Source organism: Sorangium sp. So ce426 (assembly GCF_051475585.1).
Classification (GTDB): domain Bacteria; phylum Myxococcota_A; class Polyangia; order Polyangiales; family Polyangiaceae; genus Sorangium; species Sorangium cellulosum_B.
In genome coordinates, this window is record NZ_CP150341.1 from 10,619,309 (window position 1) to 10,636,201 (window position 16,893).

At 71.6% G+C, this 16,893-nt stretch carries 10 protein-coding genes; 6 read left to right on the top strand and 4 right to left on the bottom strand.

Features of this window, described 5'->3' with window-relative positions; translation table 11 throughout:
• Positions 1-14: 14 nt before the first annotated feature.
• From WMF44_RS39775 to WMF44_RS39785, 3 genes are all read right to left on the bottom strand, one after another.
• Positions 15-173, bottom strand: coding sequence for a hypothetical protein (locus WMF44_RS39775; RefSeq protein ID WP_437295257.1), 159 nt, complete (start codon positions 171-173; stop codon positions 15-17).
• 44 nt (positions 174-217) lie between these two features.
• On the bottom strand, positions 218-451 hold the full coding sequence (locus WMF44_RS39780) for a DUF4440 domain-containing protein (RefSeq protein ID WP_437295258.1): 234 nt from the start codon (positions 449-451) through the stop codon (positions 218-220).
• Between the two features lie 596 nt (positions 452-1,047).
• The gene (locus WMF44_RS39785) at positions 1,048-1,260 is read right to left on the bottom strand and encodes a hypothetical protein (RefSeq protein ID WP_437295259.1); all 213 of its coding nucleotides are present in this window, start codon (positions 1,258-1,260) and stop codon (positions 1,048-1,050) included.
• Between the two features lie 494 nt (positions 1,261-1,754).
• On the opposite strand from WMF44_RS39785, the gene WMF44_RS39790 reads away from it, so the two are divergent.
• The 6 genes from WMF44_RS39790 to WMF44_RS39815 all read left to right on the top strand — a co-directional run bounded on the left by WMF44_RS39790 (position 1,755) and on the right by WMF44_RS39815 (position 15,769).
• A complete protein-coding gene (locus tag WMF44_RS39790) occupies positions 1,755-3,959 on the top strand; it encodes a type VI secretion system Vgr family protein (RefSeq protein ID WP_437295260.1) in 2,205 nt (734 codons plus the stop codon).
• Entirely contained in the window at positions 3,956-6,139 is a 2,184-nt protein-coding gene (locus WMF44_RS39795) for a type VI secretion system Vgr family protein (RefSeq protein ID WP_437295261.1), read from the top strand. The genes WMF44_RS39790 and WMF44_RS39795 overlap by 4 nt, the downstream gene beginning before the upstream one ends.
• Positions 6,132-6,635, top strand: a complete 504-nt coding sequence (locus WMF44_RS39800; protein WP_437295262.1) for a hypothetical protein — start codon at positions 6,132-6,134, stop codon at positions 6,633-6,635. The genes WMF44_RS39795 and WMF44_RS39800 overlap by 8 nt, the downstream gene beginning before the upstream one ends.
• Entirely contained in the window at positions 6,632-9,172 is a 2,541-nt protein-coding gene (locus WMF44_RS39805; RefSeq protein WP_437295263.1) for a type VI secretion system Vgr family protein, read from the top strand. Before WMF44_RS39800 ends, WMF44_RS39805 begins: the two co-directional genes overlap by 4 nt.
• On the top strand, positions 9,169-11,676 hold the full coding sequence (locus WMF44_RS39810) for a hypothetical protein (RefSeq protein ID WP_437295264.1): 2,508 nt from the start codon (positions 9,169-9,171) through the stop codon (positions 11,674-11,676). The genes WMF44_RS39805 and WMF44_RS39810 overlap by 4 nt, the downstream gene beginning before the upstream one ends.
• Before the next feature lie 244 nt (positions 11,677-11,920).
• Complete coding sequence (locus tag WMF44_RS39815; protein ID WP_437295265.1) at positions 11,921-15,769, top strand: DUF6531 domain-containing protein; 3,849 nt, start codon at positions 11,921-11,923, stop codon at positions 15,767-15,769.
• A 63-nt stretch (positions 15,770-15,832) separates the two neighbouring features.
• Here WMF44_RS39815 and WMF44_RS39820 read toward each other — a convergent pair whose 3' ends face one another.
• Positions 15,833-16,876: a hypothetical protein gene (locus tag WMF44_RS39820; RefSeq protein WP_437295266.1), complete on the bottom strand. Its 1,044-nt coding sequence runs from the start codon at positions 16,874-16,876 to the stop codon at positions 15,833-15,835.
• Between the last annotated feature and the right edge of the window lie 17 nt (positions 16,877-16,893).

Below are 16,893 nucleotides of genomic sequence, written 5' to 3' on the forward strand. Positions count from 1 at the left end.
GGGCCGGGCGTGGTTTACTGGCTTGCCGGCGGCGTCACCCGAAGAGGGTTCTCCGCCCTGTCCCCGATCTCCGCCACGTGATCCACGAGGTGCACGGGATCCTCACGCGGCGCGGCGGCTGCCGGATCATCCTCGAGAAGACCACCGAGCAGGTAGTGCTCAAAATTGAACATGAAGGCGGGAAGCCAGGAAGAAAAGGTCAATGTTCTTCCCGCCTTTATGTGAACTCTCTCCGGGTAAATTCGAGCACTGCCCAGCGCAGCGCGCTCCCGTCGACCGCCGTGAGGTACTCGGCCTTCCCCCAGAGGGCACCCTGGGAATTGACATACGAGAACTCGTCTGCGAGGACAAGCGCAAGCTCGACGAGGTCGCGCTTCACCACCAGGGCGCAGGCGCGGCGTTCCATGACGTCTTGGATGGCTTGCTCGAAGGCGGGGTGTTCGTCGGTCATGGAGGTCCGCGGCTCCACGCAGTGTTACCCGTGCGCCCTGACGCCGTCGACGGTGAAGTCAGGCCGCGACGAGGTGTGGCGTGGCGGGCCGCGTCAACCGCATGACCATCGACCCGATCATGAATCAACGATTTTGCTCCGTAAGGCCCGTAGACCGCGGAGAACCCTCTTGCGGTTCCTGGCGAGGCACATCCACCGGGGCAGCGTGGCCAGGTAATCGCGATCGGCCCAATGCATCCGCAGGCGCTCGCGCAGGGGACAGGCGATGTAGAGCTCCAGGAACGCGAGGTGGTGGCTGTCGACCGCATAGAGGGTGTGGCCGCAGCATGCGACCCGAAGCCAGTACCGATATCTGCTCGGGTTCTGCTCGACGTGCCCGCATCGCGAGCAGCTCAGCACCTCCTGGGGCGGCTCGTGGCGGCGAGCCAGCTCGGCCCGTTCGCAGCAGCGCGGACAAGCGACGAGGAGGATCGACACCGAACCCGGAGCGATGGGTCTCGGGCTGTGATCGTATTCCTCCCGAAACCGTCGCTTCATGGGTGCCTCTGCCCACCGGACCATTCGTCGATTGGTCGACCGAAGCCGCCGGGGCACGTCTATCCAGATCGTCGCCTCTCGTGAACGCCCTCACGAAAAATTTCACGGAGCGGCTCTGCGTCGCAAGGCTGGCCCTCCTCGATGAGCTCCTCCTTCACCTCCGGGCTATCCGCGAGCAAGGTGCGCAGGATCCCCTGCCGGCGCGCCTCGATCTCCGGATCATCGGAGCGAGCGAGCCGCCGCTTCAATTCCTCCTGGGTCCACGGTGACATTGGCATGTACTGTAGCATGGAGAGCACCCATTCCACTTCCCGCCGCGGTGCGACCCACCGGGCGAAATCGTCCAGGGCCCGTCCCGAGCGCGCCACCAGGAACGGTACCAGCTCGTCCCGCAACGGCAGCTCGTTGGCCAGGCAGAAATAGAGAGATCATTCAGGCAGAACACGCGTAATTGCGTGAGCCTGGGTGCGCCGAGGACCCAGAGACTCACGACAACCGGCGGGCATGGTCGTGCTGCCCTCCGACGACGAGCCCCGCGTGCACCCTCGAGCCGATCCGAGCGTTCCCCGGGCGGTCCGCCGCGCGACGCCGCGCGACGGGCTGGCCAACGGGCGCGTAGATCTGCTCTGTTACGGTGTTGCGGCTCTTGTCTACACCGGCCACGGCGACCTCGCGTGGCCAGGAGCGATCTCGAGGTGGCAGCGAACATGCGCAGATCCCCGCGGAACGACGCCGGCCTCCCCCGTGGCTCACGGACCTGGGAGCCATGAGCGACGTCGACGTCCGGCTCGCCTGCGAGCCGCTCGGTGAGTGCGTCGTGCTGGAGCTCGCTGGGCGCGAGGCCATGGACGCCCTCTCGTCCTGGGAGGTGCGCGTCGCCGTCGCCGACGAGGTGGATCTCGCGGCCCTCCTCCGCGCCCCGGCGACGCTCGCGCTCGTCGACCCCGCCGAGGGCTCCGAGCGGCTCGTCCGCCTCCTCGTCGTCGAGGCGAGCAGCGATCTCCGCCGCGGCCGGGAGCGCATCTACGCGCTCCGCCTCTCGGATCCGCCGTGGCTCCTCACGCTGCGCGGCGGCTACCGGGTCTTCCTCGAGAAGACGACCGAGCAGATCGTGACCGAGGTGCTGGCGGGCGCGGGCATCCCCGCGGCGGCGATCGAGCCGCGGCTCGCGGGCGCGTACCCGGTGCGGCCCCAGTGCGTCCAGTACGCCGAGGCGGAGTGGGCGTTCATCGAGCGCCTGCTGGCCGACGAGGGGATCTCGTACTGGTTCGACACGACGGCCGAGGGCGAGCACCGCGTCGTCCTCGGCGACGGCAGCGGCTCGCACGACGGGATCGAGGGCGGCGCGGCGCTCCCCTACGCCGGGGCCCGCGGGGCGAAGCTCGGCGCGCGCGCCCTCTCGTCGCTCGAGTGGGAGGAGCAGGCCGTGGCCGATCGGGTCACGGTGCGTGACTTCGACGTGCGGCACCCGGACGTCTACATCGACGGCCACGCCGGCGAGGGCGAGCTCGCGTGGCTCCAGGTGCCGGCCGGCGTCCCCACGGCCGAGGCCGCGAAGGCGCGGGCCAGGCGGCGGCTGGAGCAGCTGCAGCGCGACAAGGTCACCGTCACGGGAGAGAGCGACTGCATCCGCCTCGGGCCAGGGCGCCTCGTGGAGATCACGGGCGCGGGCGCGGACCTCTTCGAGCAGCGGATGCTCGTCGCCGAGCTCTCCCACCGCTACGCGCGGCCGAGCCGCGACGGCGGCGCGGCCGCGCCCTACGGAAACCGGATCGCGCTCAGGCCGACGAAGGCCGCGGACGGCGGAGATCACCCGCCCTTCCGGCCCGCGCTCCGCCCGGCGCCCGCGGTGGAGCACATCGACGGCGCGGTGATCACGGGGCCGCCCGGCGAGGAGATCCACGTCGACGATCTCGGCCGGATCAAGCTGCGCTTCCTCTGGGATCGCTCCGGGATCGCCGACGACCGCGCCTCTCACTGGATCCGCTGCCTCCAGCACCCGCTCGGCGCCTCGATGTTCCTGCCCCGCGTGGGCTGGGAGGTCCACGTCGGCTACCTCGACGGCTCGCCGGATCGCCCCTTCGTCCTCGGCCGCGCCTACAACGCGACCGCCGTCGGGCCGTTCCCGCTCCCCGCGGCGTCGGCGACGACCGCGCTCCAGTCGTGGACCACGCCGAGGAGCGGCGAGACCCAGGGGATCACGATGGTCGACGACGCGGGCGCGGAGGCGCTCTCGATCCACGCCTCGCGGGATCTCTCGGTCAAGGTCGGCGGCCCGGAGGCGACGCGGATCGACGGCGACGACGCGCAGGTCGTCGGCCTGTCGCTCACAAGCAACGTGCTCGGGAGCCACGCCGCGCGCGTCGGGGCGACCCAGCGCGTCGACGTGGGGCAGGAGATGCTCCTCTCGGTCGAGGGGGCGAGCTCCGAGCTCGTCGGCGGGGCGGAGCTCGTCGACGTCACCGGCAACCGCGCCGTGCTGGCCAGCGGGTCGTGCGTCGAGGTCGTGGGCGGCGGCTACGCGCTGCTCTGCAACCAGTCCAACGTCAACGTGAGCGGCGGCTGCGCCCGGGTGGTGCTCGGGACGACGTCGATCGCGAGCGGCCTCGGCGTCACGGAGTCGGTCGCGGGGGCGCGCACCTACGCCTGCCGCGGCTCCCGGACGATCCGCTGCAGCAGCTACGCCGAGTCGATCAACGGCGGCAAGCGGAGCCAGGCGGGCGCGGTGCACGAGCGGGCCGCGGGGAACGTCGGCGTCAAGGCGTCGACGGGCGCGATCTCGGCCGGGAAGGTGTCGATCGGCGCGGGCGGGAAGGTGTCGATCAGCGCGCCGGTGGTGACGATCCAGGCCAGCGGCAGCATCGCGGCGGGCACGATGACGCTGGGCGGCGGCAAGCTGAAGACGACCGGCGGCGTCACCCACGTGGACGGCGGCACGACCCGGCGCGCGAGCGGAAAGGCGGGCAAGTGAGCGAGCGACCCATCCTGCTCGAGATCCCCGGCGTGGGCGCCGAGCTCCGCGTCCACGCGTGCCAGGTCGAGGAGCGCGCCTGCGCCCCGACGGTGGCCCACGCGCGCTGCGCCGCCTTCGTGGGCGGCGAGCCCGCCGAGCTCGCGGCGCTCGATCTGATCGGCCGCGCCGCGACGCTCACGCTGCGCTTCCACGGCGTCGAGCGGCGCTTCGCGCTCGCGGTGGAGGCCGTCGAGGAGCGCGACGCCCACGCGCGCGTGACCCTCGCCTCGCCGGTCGCCCGGCTCGACGAGACGCGCGACTACCGGGTCTTCGTCGACGAGAGCGCCACCGAGATCGCGGCGCGCGTCCTCGGCGATCACGGCGTCCGCCTCGACCTCCGCGCCCGCCGCGCGGCGGCGAAGCGGCCCCACTGCGCGCAGGTCTTCGAGAGCGACCTCGGCTTCTGCGCCCGCCTCCTCGCCGAGGAGGGCATGAGCTGGTTCCCGGACGACGGCGATCCCGCGCTCCTCCACGTCGCCGACGCGCCCGAGACGTTCCTCGACGCGGGCGCGGCGATCCCGTGGCGCGACGAGGCGGGGCTCGTCCCCGGGCGAGCCCTGTGCGCGGCGCGGGTCCGCAGGCGGGTGGCGGTCGAGAAGGTCGCGCTCAAGGCGTACGATTTCACGCGGCCGATGCTCGATCTGAGCGGCGCCTCGGGCGAGGGCGCGCTCGAGTGGTACGAGGTCCCGGGCGGCCTCGACGATCCGGGCGCGGGCCGCGAGCTCGCGGCGATCCGCCTCGCCGAGCGCCGGGCCGGGGCGACCTCGCTCGAGGGCGAGGCCACGGCGCCGGAGCTCCGCGCCGGCGAGATCGTCGAGGTGACCGACCCGCCCGAGGAGCTCGGCGACGCGCGCTGGCTCGTGCTCGCCGTCGTGCACGAGGCGAGGGCGGAGGCGGGTCCGGAGGAGCTCGCTTACCGCGCTCGCTTCGAGGCGGTCCCGGCGCGCGACGGCTTCCGCCCGGCGCGCCGGGCCCCCGCGCCTCGCGGCGGCGCCGGGACCGCGGTGGTCACCGGGCCGCCGGGCAAGGAGATCGCCCTCGACGAGCACGGCCGCAGCCGCCTCCGGCTCCGCTGGGATCGCCAGGGCACGTTAGAAACGCGCGACACGCGCGACCCGTCAGACCACCGGAGCTCCGGCTTCGCCCGCGTGACCCAGCCGCAGCTCTCGGGCGCGATGCTGAACCCGCGGGTCGGCTGGGAGGAGCTCGTCGGCTTCAGCGACCGGGGCGGGGAGATCCCGGTGATCCTCGGCCGGTTGTACAACGCCGTCCAGGCGCCGCCCGCCGCGCTGCCCGCGAAGAAGGTCGAGACCCGCCTCGGCACGCGGGCGACCCCCGGCGGCTCGGGCGGCAGCGGCGTCGGGATCAGCGACGAGGCCGGGAACGAGCGCCTCGGGCTCGACACGTCGGGCGACTACCGGGAGCGGACCGAGAACGACAAGCGGACCGAGATCGCCGGGCGATCCGAGCGCGTCGTCGGCGGCGCCCGGACGCTCGAGGTCAAGGAGCGGCGGGTCGAGAAGGTGGCGGGCGCGCTGTCGCTCGAGGTGGGCGGCGAGCGCAAGGTGGCGGTCGACTCGAACTACGGGCTGAAGGCGGCCTCGGAGGCGATCACCGTGGGGGGCGCCCGCGTGATCCGCGCCGGCGGCGACTACCTCACCGTGACGCCGAGCTTCGTCCGGATGGTGGGCGGCGCGAAGCAGGAGGTCGGCGTCGAGCACCAGAGCGTGTTCGCCAAGGGCGCCTCGACGCTGCTCGTCGGCGGCTCGGTGAGCACCACCGCCGGCCCGTCGGAGTCGGTGGGCGTGGCCGGCGCGGCGATCGTGAAGGTCTCGGGCGCGCAGACCATCGACGCCGGCTCCTACGGCCTCACCGTGCGGGGGCTCTACGCCGAGAGCTTCGGCTCGCGCAGCGTCGCCGCGGGAGGCGACGTCGCGGAGAGCTTCGGCAAGGTCACGACCACCTCGCGGGGCGCCGCCGACATCGCCGGCGCCGAGATCGCCGTCGAGGCGGCCGCGAAGCTCACGATCAAGGCGCAGGGGGTGACGATCACCATGACCCCCGGCTCCATCACCATCTCGGGCAAGCTCGAGGGTCCGACGTCGAGCGTGGAGGAAGGGGTTCATCACTATGGCTAGGTCGCGCACGGTCCAGCAATCGACCGCCCGCCCCGCGCGGGGCGAGGCGAAGCCCCTCGGCCCCGGGCTCCATCCGGGGGTCGTGGAGATGATCGTCGCGCGCGGCGAGGAGAAGAGCGACGCGCGCCCCGCGTTCCAGGTGCGCCCGGGCGACGGGCGCCGGCTCCTCGCGACGCTCGCCGCCGGCGTCTCGCCCGCGTTCATCGAGGAGTGCATGCGCGAGGGCCGCACCGTCGTGCTGGCGGACGCGCCCGGGGGCGTCGCCATCCTGGGCGCGCTCCAGACGGCCTCGGCGCCGGCGCCGGACGCGCACGGGACGCTGGCGCTCGACGCCCGCCACCTCCGGCTGCGCGCCAGGGAGACGCTGGAGCTCGAGGTGCCGGGATCGAGCCTCCGGATCGAGCCCGGCGGCGCGGTGCGGATCGAGGGCGACCGGCTGGTGATCGACATGGCGGCGCTCGTGCGGATCTTCTCGGCGCGGGTGGAGCTGCCGTGAGCGGCGTCGCGCTGACGATCGAGGGCGATCCGGATCTCTCGCCGTCGCGCGTCCGCGGCGCGGAGCGGCTCGGGGAGGCCTCGGCGTTCGAGATCGATCTCCACGGCCCGAGGGACGCGCTCGTCGCGCCCGGGAGCGTGCTCCGCAAGGCGGGGCGGCTCGCCCTGGACGCCCCCACGGGGAGCAGGACGTTCCTCGGCGTCGTCACCCGGTTCGCCGTGATCGCGAGCGATCACGAGCACCTGCGGGCTTACCGGCTCACGCTCGCGTCGCGCTTCGCCCTGCTTGGGCTCACCCGGAGGGCGCGCACGTTCCAGGAGATGACGGCGCCGGAGATCGTCGAGCAGGTGGCGCGAGGGGGCGGCTACAGGACCGTGCGCAAGCGGCTCGCGGCGTCCTACCCGAAGCGCCGCTACGTCGTGCAGTACCAGGAGAGCGACGCGGCGTTCGTCCGGCGGATCTGCGAGGAGCACGGGCTGTATTTCCGGTTCGAGGACGACGGCGAGGGTGAGGTGTTCGTCCTCGAGGACGACTCCGCCTCCGCCGAGGACGCCTACCCGGGCGGCGTCGCGCTGGTCACCCGCAGCACGCTGGACGAGCCGGGGCCCGTCGCGGTGGACGCGGCGCGGCGGCTCCGGCGCGCGGCCGGCAAGGTCGTCCTGCGCGATCACAGCCCCGATCAGCCCCGGCTCTCGCTCGAGGCCGAGGCCTCGGGGGGCGTCGAGGCGGAGCGGGACGTGGAGGTCTACGAGGCGCCCGGCGGCTTCGCCTCGCCGGCCGAGGGCGCGGCGCGCGCGCGGATCCGGCTCGAGTCGCTGCGCGCCGAGGCCGCGCGCCTGTCGTTCGACAGCAACGCGCTGGCGCTCTCGCCCGGCGCGCGCTGCCGCCTCGTGGAAGCGCCGGACCACAACGGCGTCGTGCGGGCGGCGGGCGACTGCGTGGTGACCGACGTCGCGCTGCGCTGGGACGCGAGCGACGGGGTCCTCCGCGCCAGCGTCGGGGCGATCCCGGCCAGCGTGCCGTTCCGCCTGCCGAAGGTCACGCCGAGGCCGCGCATCGCGGGCGTGCAGTCGGCCTGGGTCACGGGGGAGCGCGGGCAGGAGATCCACCCCGACGCGCTCGGCCGCGTCCACCTCCGCTTCCACTGGGATCTGCACGGCGAGGGCGACCAGCGGAGCAGCTTGCCTGTTCGGGTGGCGCAGCCGCACCTGCCGGATCCGATGCTCCTGCCGCGCGTGGGCTGGGAGGTCTTCGTGATGTTCGAGGACGGCGATCCGGATCGCCCCGTCGTGCTCGGGCGCTCGTACAACGAGAAGCAGCGGCCGCCCCTCGCGCTGCCCGCGAACAAGACGGTGACGTCGATCGCGACCGACAGCTCGCCCGGCGCGGGGGCGCGGACGGCGATCCAGATGGACGACGCGGCCGGCCGCGAGCACGTCCTCGTGCACGCGCCCTTCGCCAAGGAGACGACGGTCGGGGGCGATCACGAGGCGCAGACGCTGAAGAACGAGGATCTCCAGGTCGGCGCCGCCCTGCAGGCCGAGGTCGGGGGCGACGAGTCGACCTCGGTGCACCTCGGGTACATCGGCGGCTACGGCTCCCGCAGCGTGACGGTGGGCGCCGCGCAGCGCCAGAGCGCGGGGGGCAACTTCGTGAGCGAGGTCGGCGCCGAGACGGCCGTGGTGGGGGGCATGCTCGTGGAGCAGGCCGGCAACCCCGTGAAGGGCGCGGCCAACCTCGCCGCGTCCGCGCTGCTGTCGAAGGTGAGCGCGCGGGGCGCCGCCGGGCAGATCGCGGCGTCGGCGATGGGCGCGTCGCGCGCGGCCTACGAGGGCTACCAGGCGAAGGGCGCGGAGGGCGCGCTCGCCGCGATCAAGGACAGCGCGGCGGGCAGCGCGATGTCGCTGCTGCCGGGGGGCGAGGCGATCCTGGCGGCGGTGAAGGGGTCGTCGAGCCCGATGCCGTGGGATCACGGCCGGCCCGCGCAGGGCGAGGCGGCGCCGGGCGGCGGGGCCGCGGGGGCGAGCGGCGCGGGCGGCGGGCCGGCGGGCCCCGGCCCGGGCCACCGCAGCGTCGTCGCGAGCGGCTCGTACACCGAGGCGGTGGGCGCCCTCTACGCGCTGACCACGCCGGGCCCCGTCTCGTGGGTGACCGCCGGCCCCGCGACGACCGTGATCAACGGGAGCCACACGAGCAGCGCGGCGAGCGCCGGCCTCACGGTGGGCGGCGGCCTCGGCGAGTGGCTCGGCTCGCTGAACATCGGCAGCCGGGGGGCGATCACCCGGAGCGTCGCGGGGGCCATGACCTCGGACGTGAAGGGCGCGCTGAAGATCAGCGCGGGCGGCTCGTACACGCTCACCGCGAAGAGCGCGCTGACGCTCGAGGTGAGCGGGAACCTGAAGCTCGGCGGCAGCCCGATCACCTTCCGGTGCGGCGCGTCCGAGATCTCGGCGACGCCGGCGGGCGTCACGATCAAATCCCCCTCGATCACCATCACCGGGAGCTCGAAGCAGTCGGGCTCGCTCACGCACCGATGAAGCTCACCGTGCTCGGCCTCGGCCTCGTCTCGCCCGCCGGCGCCTCGGCGCGCGATCACGTCTTCTTCCCGCGCGCCGGGGCGCCGCCGCCGCCGCCGTCGCCGTTCATCGGGCCCGACGGGCGCCGGATCGACGCGCGCTACTGCCCGTGGATCAGGCCCTCGCAGGCCGACGCGGGCCGCCTCCTCGCGCTCGCCCGGGGCGCCGTCGCCGAGGCCCTCGCGGCGCTGCCGGGGGTCGACGCCGCGGGGATCCCGCGCTTCGTCGTGACGCCGGCGCCACGGCCGGGGCTGCCCGAGGGAGCGCTCTCGGAGCTGGCCCGCGCGCTCGGCCCCGCGGCGCAGCGCTTCACCGGGGCGGCGGGCGCGTTCGCGGCGCTGGCGCGGATCGCGGAGCTGCTCGCGGGCGGCGCGGGCGGCGCAGCGCTCCTCGTCGGCGTCGACTCGCACGCCGGGGTGGACGCGCTCGCCGAGCGGCGGCGGAGGCCGGAGAGCCCGTGGCTGCTCGCGCCGCCGCCGCCGTCCGAGGGCGCGGGGGCGCTGCTCGTGGCCTCCGCGGAGCAGGCGTCGCGGTGGGGGGTGGCGGCCGTGGGAGAGATCGTCGCGAGCCGGCACGCGCCGGGGCGCGCGACCGACGAGGACGACGAGCCCGTCGACGCGGCGGCGATGACCGCGCTCCTCCGCAGCCTGCCCGCCGCGGCCGGGCCGTTCCAGGCCGTCTTCGGGCAGGGGCGCGCTGGCGCGCTCCGGTGCCGAGAGTGGCAGTTCACGACGGCGCGGTGCGCGGAGCGGCTCTCGCCGAGCTATTTCGATCGCTGCCTCGAGGCGGAGATCGGCGAGCTCGGCGCCGCGGCGGGCGTGATGGGCCTCGCGTGCGCGTTCGCGACGCTCCGGCACGGCGCGGCGCCGGCCGAGGCCGGGAGGTCGTTCGTGGCCTGGGCGATCTCCCGCGATGGCACCCGCGGGATCGCGCTCGGCGCCGCGACGCGCACCGGAGCGGGAGCGGGCAAGGCCGCGGCGGGAGCGGAGGGGGCGCTTCCGGTGATGATGCCGCTCTCGGGGCCGGTGGTCGCGCGGCGGGTGGAGCGCGAGGCGTTCGTCCCGCCGCCGGTCGAGGCGGAGGAGCCGGGAGACGAGGCGTGGCTCGAGGAGAGCGCCGGGGAGGCGGGTGCCGGGGAGGCCGGTGCCGGGGAGGTGGGCGCGGCGGCGGCCATCGCTGCGACGAGCATCGCGGCGGCGAACGATGTGGCGCCGGCGCTCCCGCAGCTGCCGCGCGAGAGCGCCCCCGCGCCGCTGGTGCGGCTCGACGCGGGGCGCGTGACCGAGGTCACGCTGGCGGGGTTCTATGCGTCGGTCGTCGATCATTGCGCGGAGCTCGTGGCCGCGCTCGCTCGGGATCGCGTCGAGGGGCGGCGCTCGTGGCTGCCGGAGACGGAGGCGCGGATGCTCCGGCAGATCGACGCGATCGTGGCCGCAGGGCCGCGGGCGCTGATCGAGGTCGCGGCCTTCTGGGAGCGCTGGATGGACGACCCGTGGAAGTCGTTCGCAGGCGCGATCTCGCTCGCTGCCTTCGCGGGGGACGACGCGCTCGCCGCGATCCACCGGGCGGCGCACCTGCTCCCGCAGGACGTCGAGGACCATGCGATCGCGGTCGCGGAGGCGCTCGCGCTGGTCGAGCGACCTGGGCTCGCGGGGCTGGCGCGGGCGCTGTCGGCGTCGGCGCACCCGATCGCGCGGGCTGCCGGCGTGAACCTGCGCTCGATGCGCGGCGAGCTGCCGATCGAAGGGATCGGCGCCGCGCTCGCCGACGAGCACGACGCGGTGGTGCGCGCCGGGATCTGCGGCTGTGAGCGGCTGCCCGCGGCGCAGCGCGCGCGCTTCGTCGAGCGCTTGCGGGAGCTCTGCGGCGCGGCCTCCCCCGACGTGGCCTGGTCGGCGGCGAGGGTGCTGGTGATCGGCGGCGAGGTGGATCTCGTGCGCGACGAGGCGCTGAGCGCGCGGGTCGGCTTGCGCGCAGCGGAGCTGTTCGCGCTGGCGGGGGAGCCGGGCGACTGGCCCCGGCTCGAGGGGCTGCTCGGCCGCCACCGGCCGACACGCGCGGCGCTCTCCGCGGTGGCGCGCTTCGGCTGCTCCGCGAGCGCCGGCTGGATGATCCAGCGGCTCGACGACGAGGCGCTCGCGGATGACGCGGCGGAGGCGCTGCGCACGCTGTTCGGGCCGGTCGTCGAGGAGGCGCGGGAGCTCGAGGCCGGGGCGTGGCGGGAGGCCATTGCGGCGCTGCGGCTCGATCCGAGGGCGAGGTACCGCGGGGGGCGCGCGTTCTCGATCGCGGGGGCGGTGGAGGAGTGCGCGTCGGGGAGGCTGTCGCGCCTCGCGGTGGAGGCGCGCGTCGACGAGCTGCGTGCTCGACTGCGGCTGCCGGATGCGGTCGACATGAGCGGGTTCTGGGTGAGGGCGGAAGCGAACCTGGTGGCGTTTCTGAAGGTGGCGCGGAGCCGGGGCTGAGCGCTGGGGGCGGGCGGGAGAGAGAGGGATCGCTGTGGCGACGATCAATTACAGATTCATTGCAACGACGCGGAGCAATCATTTCTGTCCTGGCCCGCTTCCGGCCGTCAGCACAGCGCCGCCGCCGCCTCCGACCGGGCCTGTGCCAAGTCCGTTTGCGTATATTGCGCTCTCGTCGAGTGCGACGGATACAGGCGAGCGGATCGAGATTGGCGGCGCGCCGGTGCTCCTGGAGGGCAGCTCGATGGATGTCGAGAAGCCAGGCAACATGCCTTGCCAGGGGACCGGGGGCGACGTGGTGACGCTCGTCGTGAACAAAGCGTGCTTTGTAAAGAGCGCGTCGGCCACGATCCTGTCCGGCGACCGCGGGCTCGCCTGCACCGGCGACTACGTGATTCTCAACACCTCCAAAAGTGCCGCGCAGGTCGCCCAGATCGGCGGGGTGCTGTTGGCGGCGGGCATCGTCCAAACCGCCACGGTCGATAACACCATCGTGAATATGACGGTGGTGCTCGATCCGATCTCCGTCGCATCCGGAGCCATGGTCGACGAGACCATGGATCTATCGATCCCCGGCCTCATCCCCATCGAGTGGAAGCGCCTCTATAGTTCCGCAAGCACACGAGACCACACCCCGCTCGGGCGCGGCGGTTGGACGCACTCGTACCACCAATGGGTTGAGATCAACGGCGATGTGCTGCGCCTCCGCGATGCGGACGGCGCAACCATCACTATGCACCATGCGAAGCCGCGCGAGCCGACGTTTCACCGCGGCAAGCGCCTCGTGATCACCCGTGACGGCCACGGCGGCGCCGCCGTGTTCTCACTCGACACGCGCCTCACCCGCACCTTCGTTCCTGCCGGTAGCGGCCGCGCGTTCCTCCGCGAGATCACCAATGAGTCCGGGCACAAGGTCGTCCTAGAGTATGACGGGGAACGGCTCACGCGGATCATTGACACCGCGCGCCGCACGATCGCCCTCACCCATGATGACGACGGCCACATCGTGCGCCTCCATGTTTTCCCTCCCTATGCCGAGGGGCGCGCTCCAGTGCACACCGTCTCGTTCGCGTACAGCGACGGCAGCGAGCTTGTGCGGGTGACCAATCCGCTCGGCCTCGCGGAAACGTACGGCTACGACGAGCAGCGCCGCCTCAATCGCAAGATACTGCCAACCGGCCTCTCGTTCCACTATCTATATGATCCCGAGTCTGGCCGGTGCGTCCGCTCCTGGGGAGACGGCGATCTCCACGCCGGCGATCTCACCTACGATCTACAGCAGGGCATCACCCACCTCACCGGCACCCCGGAGCCCCGCGTCTTCAAGTGGCGGCCCGACGACGGCTCCGTGGTGCGCGAGGCATCGACCGACGGCCTCTTCGTGCGCGATCTCGAACTCGACGCCGACGGACTGCTCCTCAAGACGAAGAACGCGGCGGGAGAAACCCTGACGTTCACCCGCGACGGGCGAGGAAACGTTACGCGCATCACCGATCCGCTCGGCCGAACGGTCGAGCTCGAGTACTCGGACGATCTCCTGGTGCGGCGCCGCGCCGATGGCCTGACCACCCACTACGGCTACGACCACCGGAGCCGGCTCACCTCGATTAGATACCCGTCCGGTGCCTTCCTCACGCTGACACACGATGAGCAGGGACGCCTGGCCGCGGTGCATGGGCCGGATGGACTCTGCAGCGGCTTCGTTTACGACGAGCAGAACAACGCCATCGAGGAGCACACGCCTCGCGGCGGGGTGCGTCGCTGGCGCCACGACGCGCTCGGGAGGCCCGTAGTGTACGTCGACCCCCTCGGCGGAGTGACGCGCCGCGAGCTTGACGCGCTCGGTCGGCCGGTCGCGCTCCACTTGCCCGATGGGACCTCGCTGCGGTTCGAGCACGACGCGCTCGGACGCCTCATTGGCCGCACCGACGCGCTGGGGCGTGTCGAGACATTCCGCTACGCCGGACTGAAATCTCCGATCGAGGTGACCCAACCCGACGGTTCCATCTGGTCGTTGTCGTTCGATCTCAACGAGCGCCTACAGCAGGTGAAGAACCCGAAGGGAGAGACCTTCGATCTCCGCTATGACCGCGCAGGCAACCTCCGCGAGTACCGCTCGTATGACGGCCGCGTCGTCCGTGCCCGACACGGGAAGAACGGCCTCCTGACGCGCGTGGAGAACGCCGACGGCACGTTCCGCGCAATCCGTCATGACGGGGCGGGAAGGATCCTCTCCGAGGAAACGCCACACGGCGCCGTCAGGGTCGAGACGCCCGACGATCGCGTCGTCGACTACATCTGCGAAGATCCCGCCGGCGAGGTTCGCCTACGCGTGGAGCGCGATCCGCTCGGCCGCGTGGTGAGCGAGACGCAGAACGGCCGAACCATCCGCTACGAGTACGACGCTCAGAACCGCCGTATCGCGCGCCATCTCTCGACAGGACACGTGACCCGGTATGCCTACGACGAGGAGGGCAACGTCTCATCGCTCGATCACGGCGGCTACCGCGTGGAGATCCAGCGCGATCTCGCCGGCTCTGTGGTCCGCAAGGTCTTTGTGAGCGCGGGTGTGGAGGCGCGCCGCAAGGTCGACCCGATGGCGCGCCCCACCTACGACTGGGTCGGCGCCGCTGGGCGCACGCTCGTGGATCGTCACTACACCCACGATGCCTCCGGCGCGCTCGTCGAGCGCAACGACCTACGCTGGGGTGTCACCCGCTACCGCTACGATGGGCTCGGGATGTTGCTCGAGGCGAGCAGCTCGAAAGGGCGCGAGTTCTTCGTGTACGACGCGGGGGGATCGCTGAAGCCCGCGGGCTCGGCCTGGGAGACGGCGCCGGGCGGCCTCTTGCTCCGCACCGATGACGCCTCGTATGCCTACGATAACGCGAGCCGACGCACGCGCGAGACACGGTCCGATGGCGAGACGGAGTACCTGTGGGACTGCCGCGGCCAACTCCGCGAGGTTTCGCGTCCCGATGGCACCCGCGTGCTCTTCGCTTACGATGCTTTTAGCCGTCGGATCAGGAAGGAGATCGTTCCGCCCTCCGCCCCGGGCGCCCTCGGTCTGCCAGAGACGCGGAAGCCCCGGATCGTCGAGTACTTATGGGACGGCCTCTGCCTTGCCGCCGAGATCGACTCCGAGCGAGGCACGCGCGTCTTCGTGCACGAGCCGGGAACGATGACCCCACTCCTCCAGCAGGACGACGCCACCATCTACGCGGTGATTACAGATCACCTCGGCACTCCCACCGAGCTCATCGGCCCGGAGGGTGAGGTCGCGTGGTCAGCGCGTCACTCAGCCTTCGGCATCATCATCGAGACCACACGGCCCGAAAGCGGCCCGCTTGTGGCGTCGCCATTCCGGCTTCTCGGACAGTACCACGACGAGGAGACCGATCTCTGCTACGTACGCTACCGCTACTTCGATCCGAAGACGGCTCGCTTCTTGAGCCCAGATCCGCTTGAGCTGTTCGGCAGCCGCAACCTGTTCGCATTCGACGGCAGCCCCACCACCCATGCGGATCCGCTAGGCCTTTCCTGCCTCATCATCGGCAACCCGCTGCACGACAGCCTCGTCCGATATTGCATACGGCATGTAAGACCAGATCCGAACAATTATCGTATTATGATCCACGGCGAGCCCCAGCACGTCACATCATCGGACGTGAACGGCATGAGCACCATGCATACGCCAGACCAGCTACTTCAAATGATCGGCACCGCTGCGAACTATAATAACGCGCCGCTCATCACCCTCAACTCGTGCAATACGGGCCGCATCGAACATGGCGTGGCGCGGGCCGTCTCCGGCTCCTTTCCCAACCGCGACGTCCGCGCCCCGAACGATCTCGTCTGGGGGAATGGCCAGTACATCGCCCCTCCCGAAGGCGTCGGCAACAGCGCGACCTGGGCGCCTACTCCCGTCGAATTGAGCAATGCCAGGCCCGATCTGACCCGCCCCGGACAATGGAACTACTTCAGGGATGGTAAACCACACGTGGCCAAACAGAACGTATACCAGGAAACGCCGCTCACCAAGACGCAACCTATCGATGTGCGGCCGCCGAGGGATCCGCGGCCCTTCGGGTGAGCCCTTCGAGCTAAACCAGCATTCCACAGGCGTTCGCTCATCGGCCTCGCGGGACGCATCCGGTCAGTTACAGGCGTGATAAAGAACGGCTTCATGCTGGGTCGAATTGCCGAAGTCAATGACAAGCCACAGCTCGTCCTCCTCGCTGGCTACAAAGCTACGCTCGTGCCCCACTTGCAGGGTCGTATGGAATGAAATGGGAATGCGCTCCCAGTCCACACCTCGCATCAACCTGTGGATATAAAGCGCGGCCGAGGCATTCTCTGAAAAGACAAAAAGCTCGCCCCGAGGCGTAGCCGCCAGGCTCATCACACGAGACTCCTGTGAAATGGGCGGCAACGGGAGCCACCTCCCCTGGGCACGGTACGCAAGGAAGGGCTCCCCAGAATCCAGTTTGCCATTGGCTATGGACTCATAGGGTGGATACCCGGCATACAGCTCGACGCTCCTCTCATTCACCCCCGGCGGCCATTCGAACTTCTCTCCCTTTTCCGCTCCTCGCGGAAACATCCACCATCCAGGCTCATGATGGGGGGATCGCGCGATGTGGACAGCGACGTCGCCTGCATTCGTTCTGTGGAAATGCGCAGGTGGGTACCAGCCGTCCCAGACGATCTTCTTGGCAAGCATGGGAGGGATCGGCTTATCCGAATCGTCCAACCACTTGAGGGTGCGGTCGACTTCCAAGCCGAGAACCCCGCCCGCCCACTCCAGGACCCATACGAGGTCGGGATGCTCCACCCACCGCCCGTGGCGCTCGTCCCACCGGACCACCGCGCTCCTCGGCTTCTTCAGCTCTTCCGCCAGTGCAATCGCCTCCAGCGGATGCAGCCGCCGGGATCCCATGCGGAACGTCCAGCCCACACCGATGGCCGAAGCCCAGACGCAGTCAGGCCATCGACCGGCCATGCCAACAATCTCGTCCGGAGCGATCGGCTCCGGAACCACACCCTGGGCGTCGGGTGCCCTCACCACTTCCGTCTTCCGCTGCTCGTGGAGCTGCCCGCCCTGGGCCCGCGCAATGTAAGGCCCAGTAGAAGCGATGATTGCTCCCTGCAGCCGATGCAGGCGGATGGGCTGCTGTGATGACGCGATGGCCGTGAACATACAGTGCTCAACCCCTT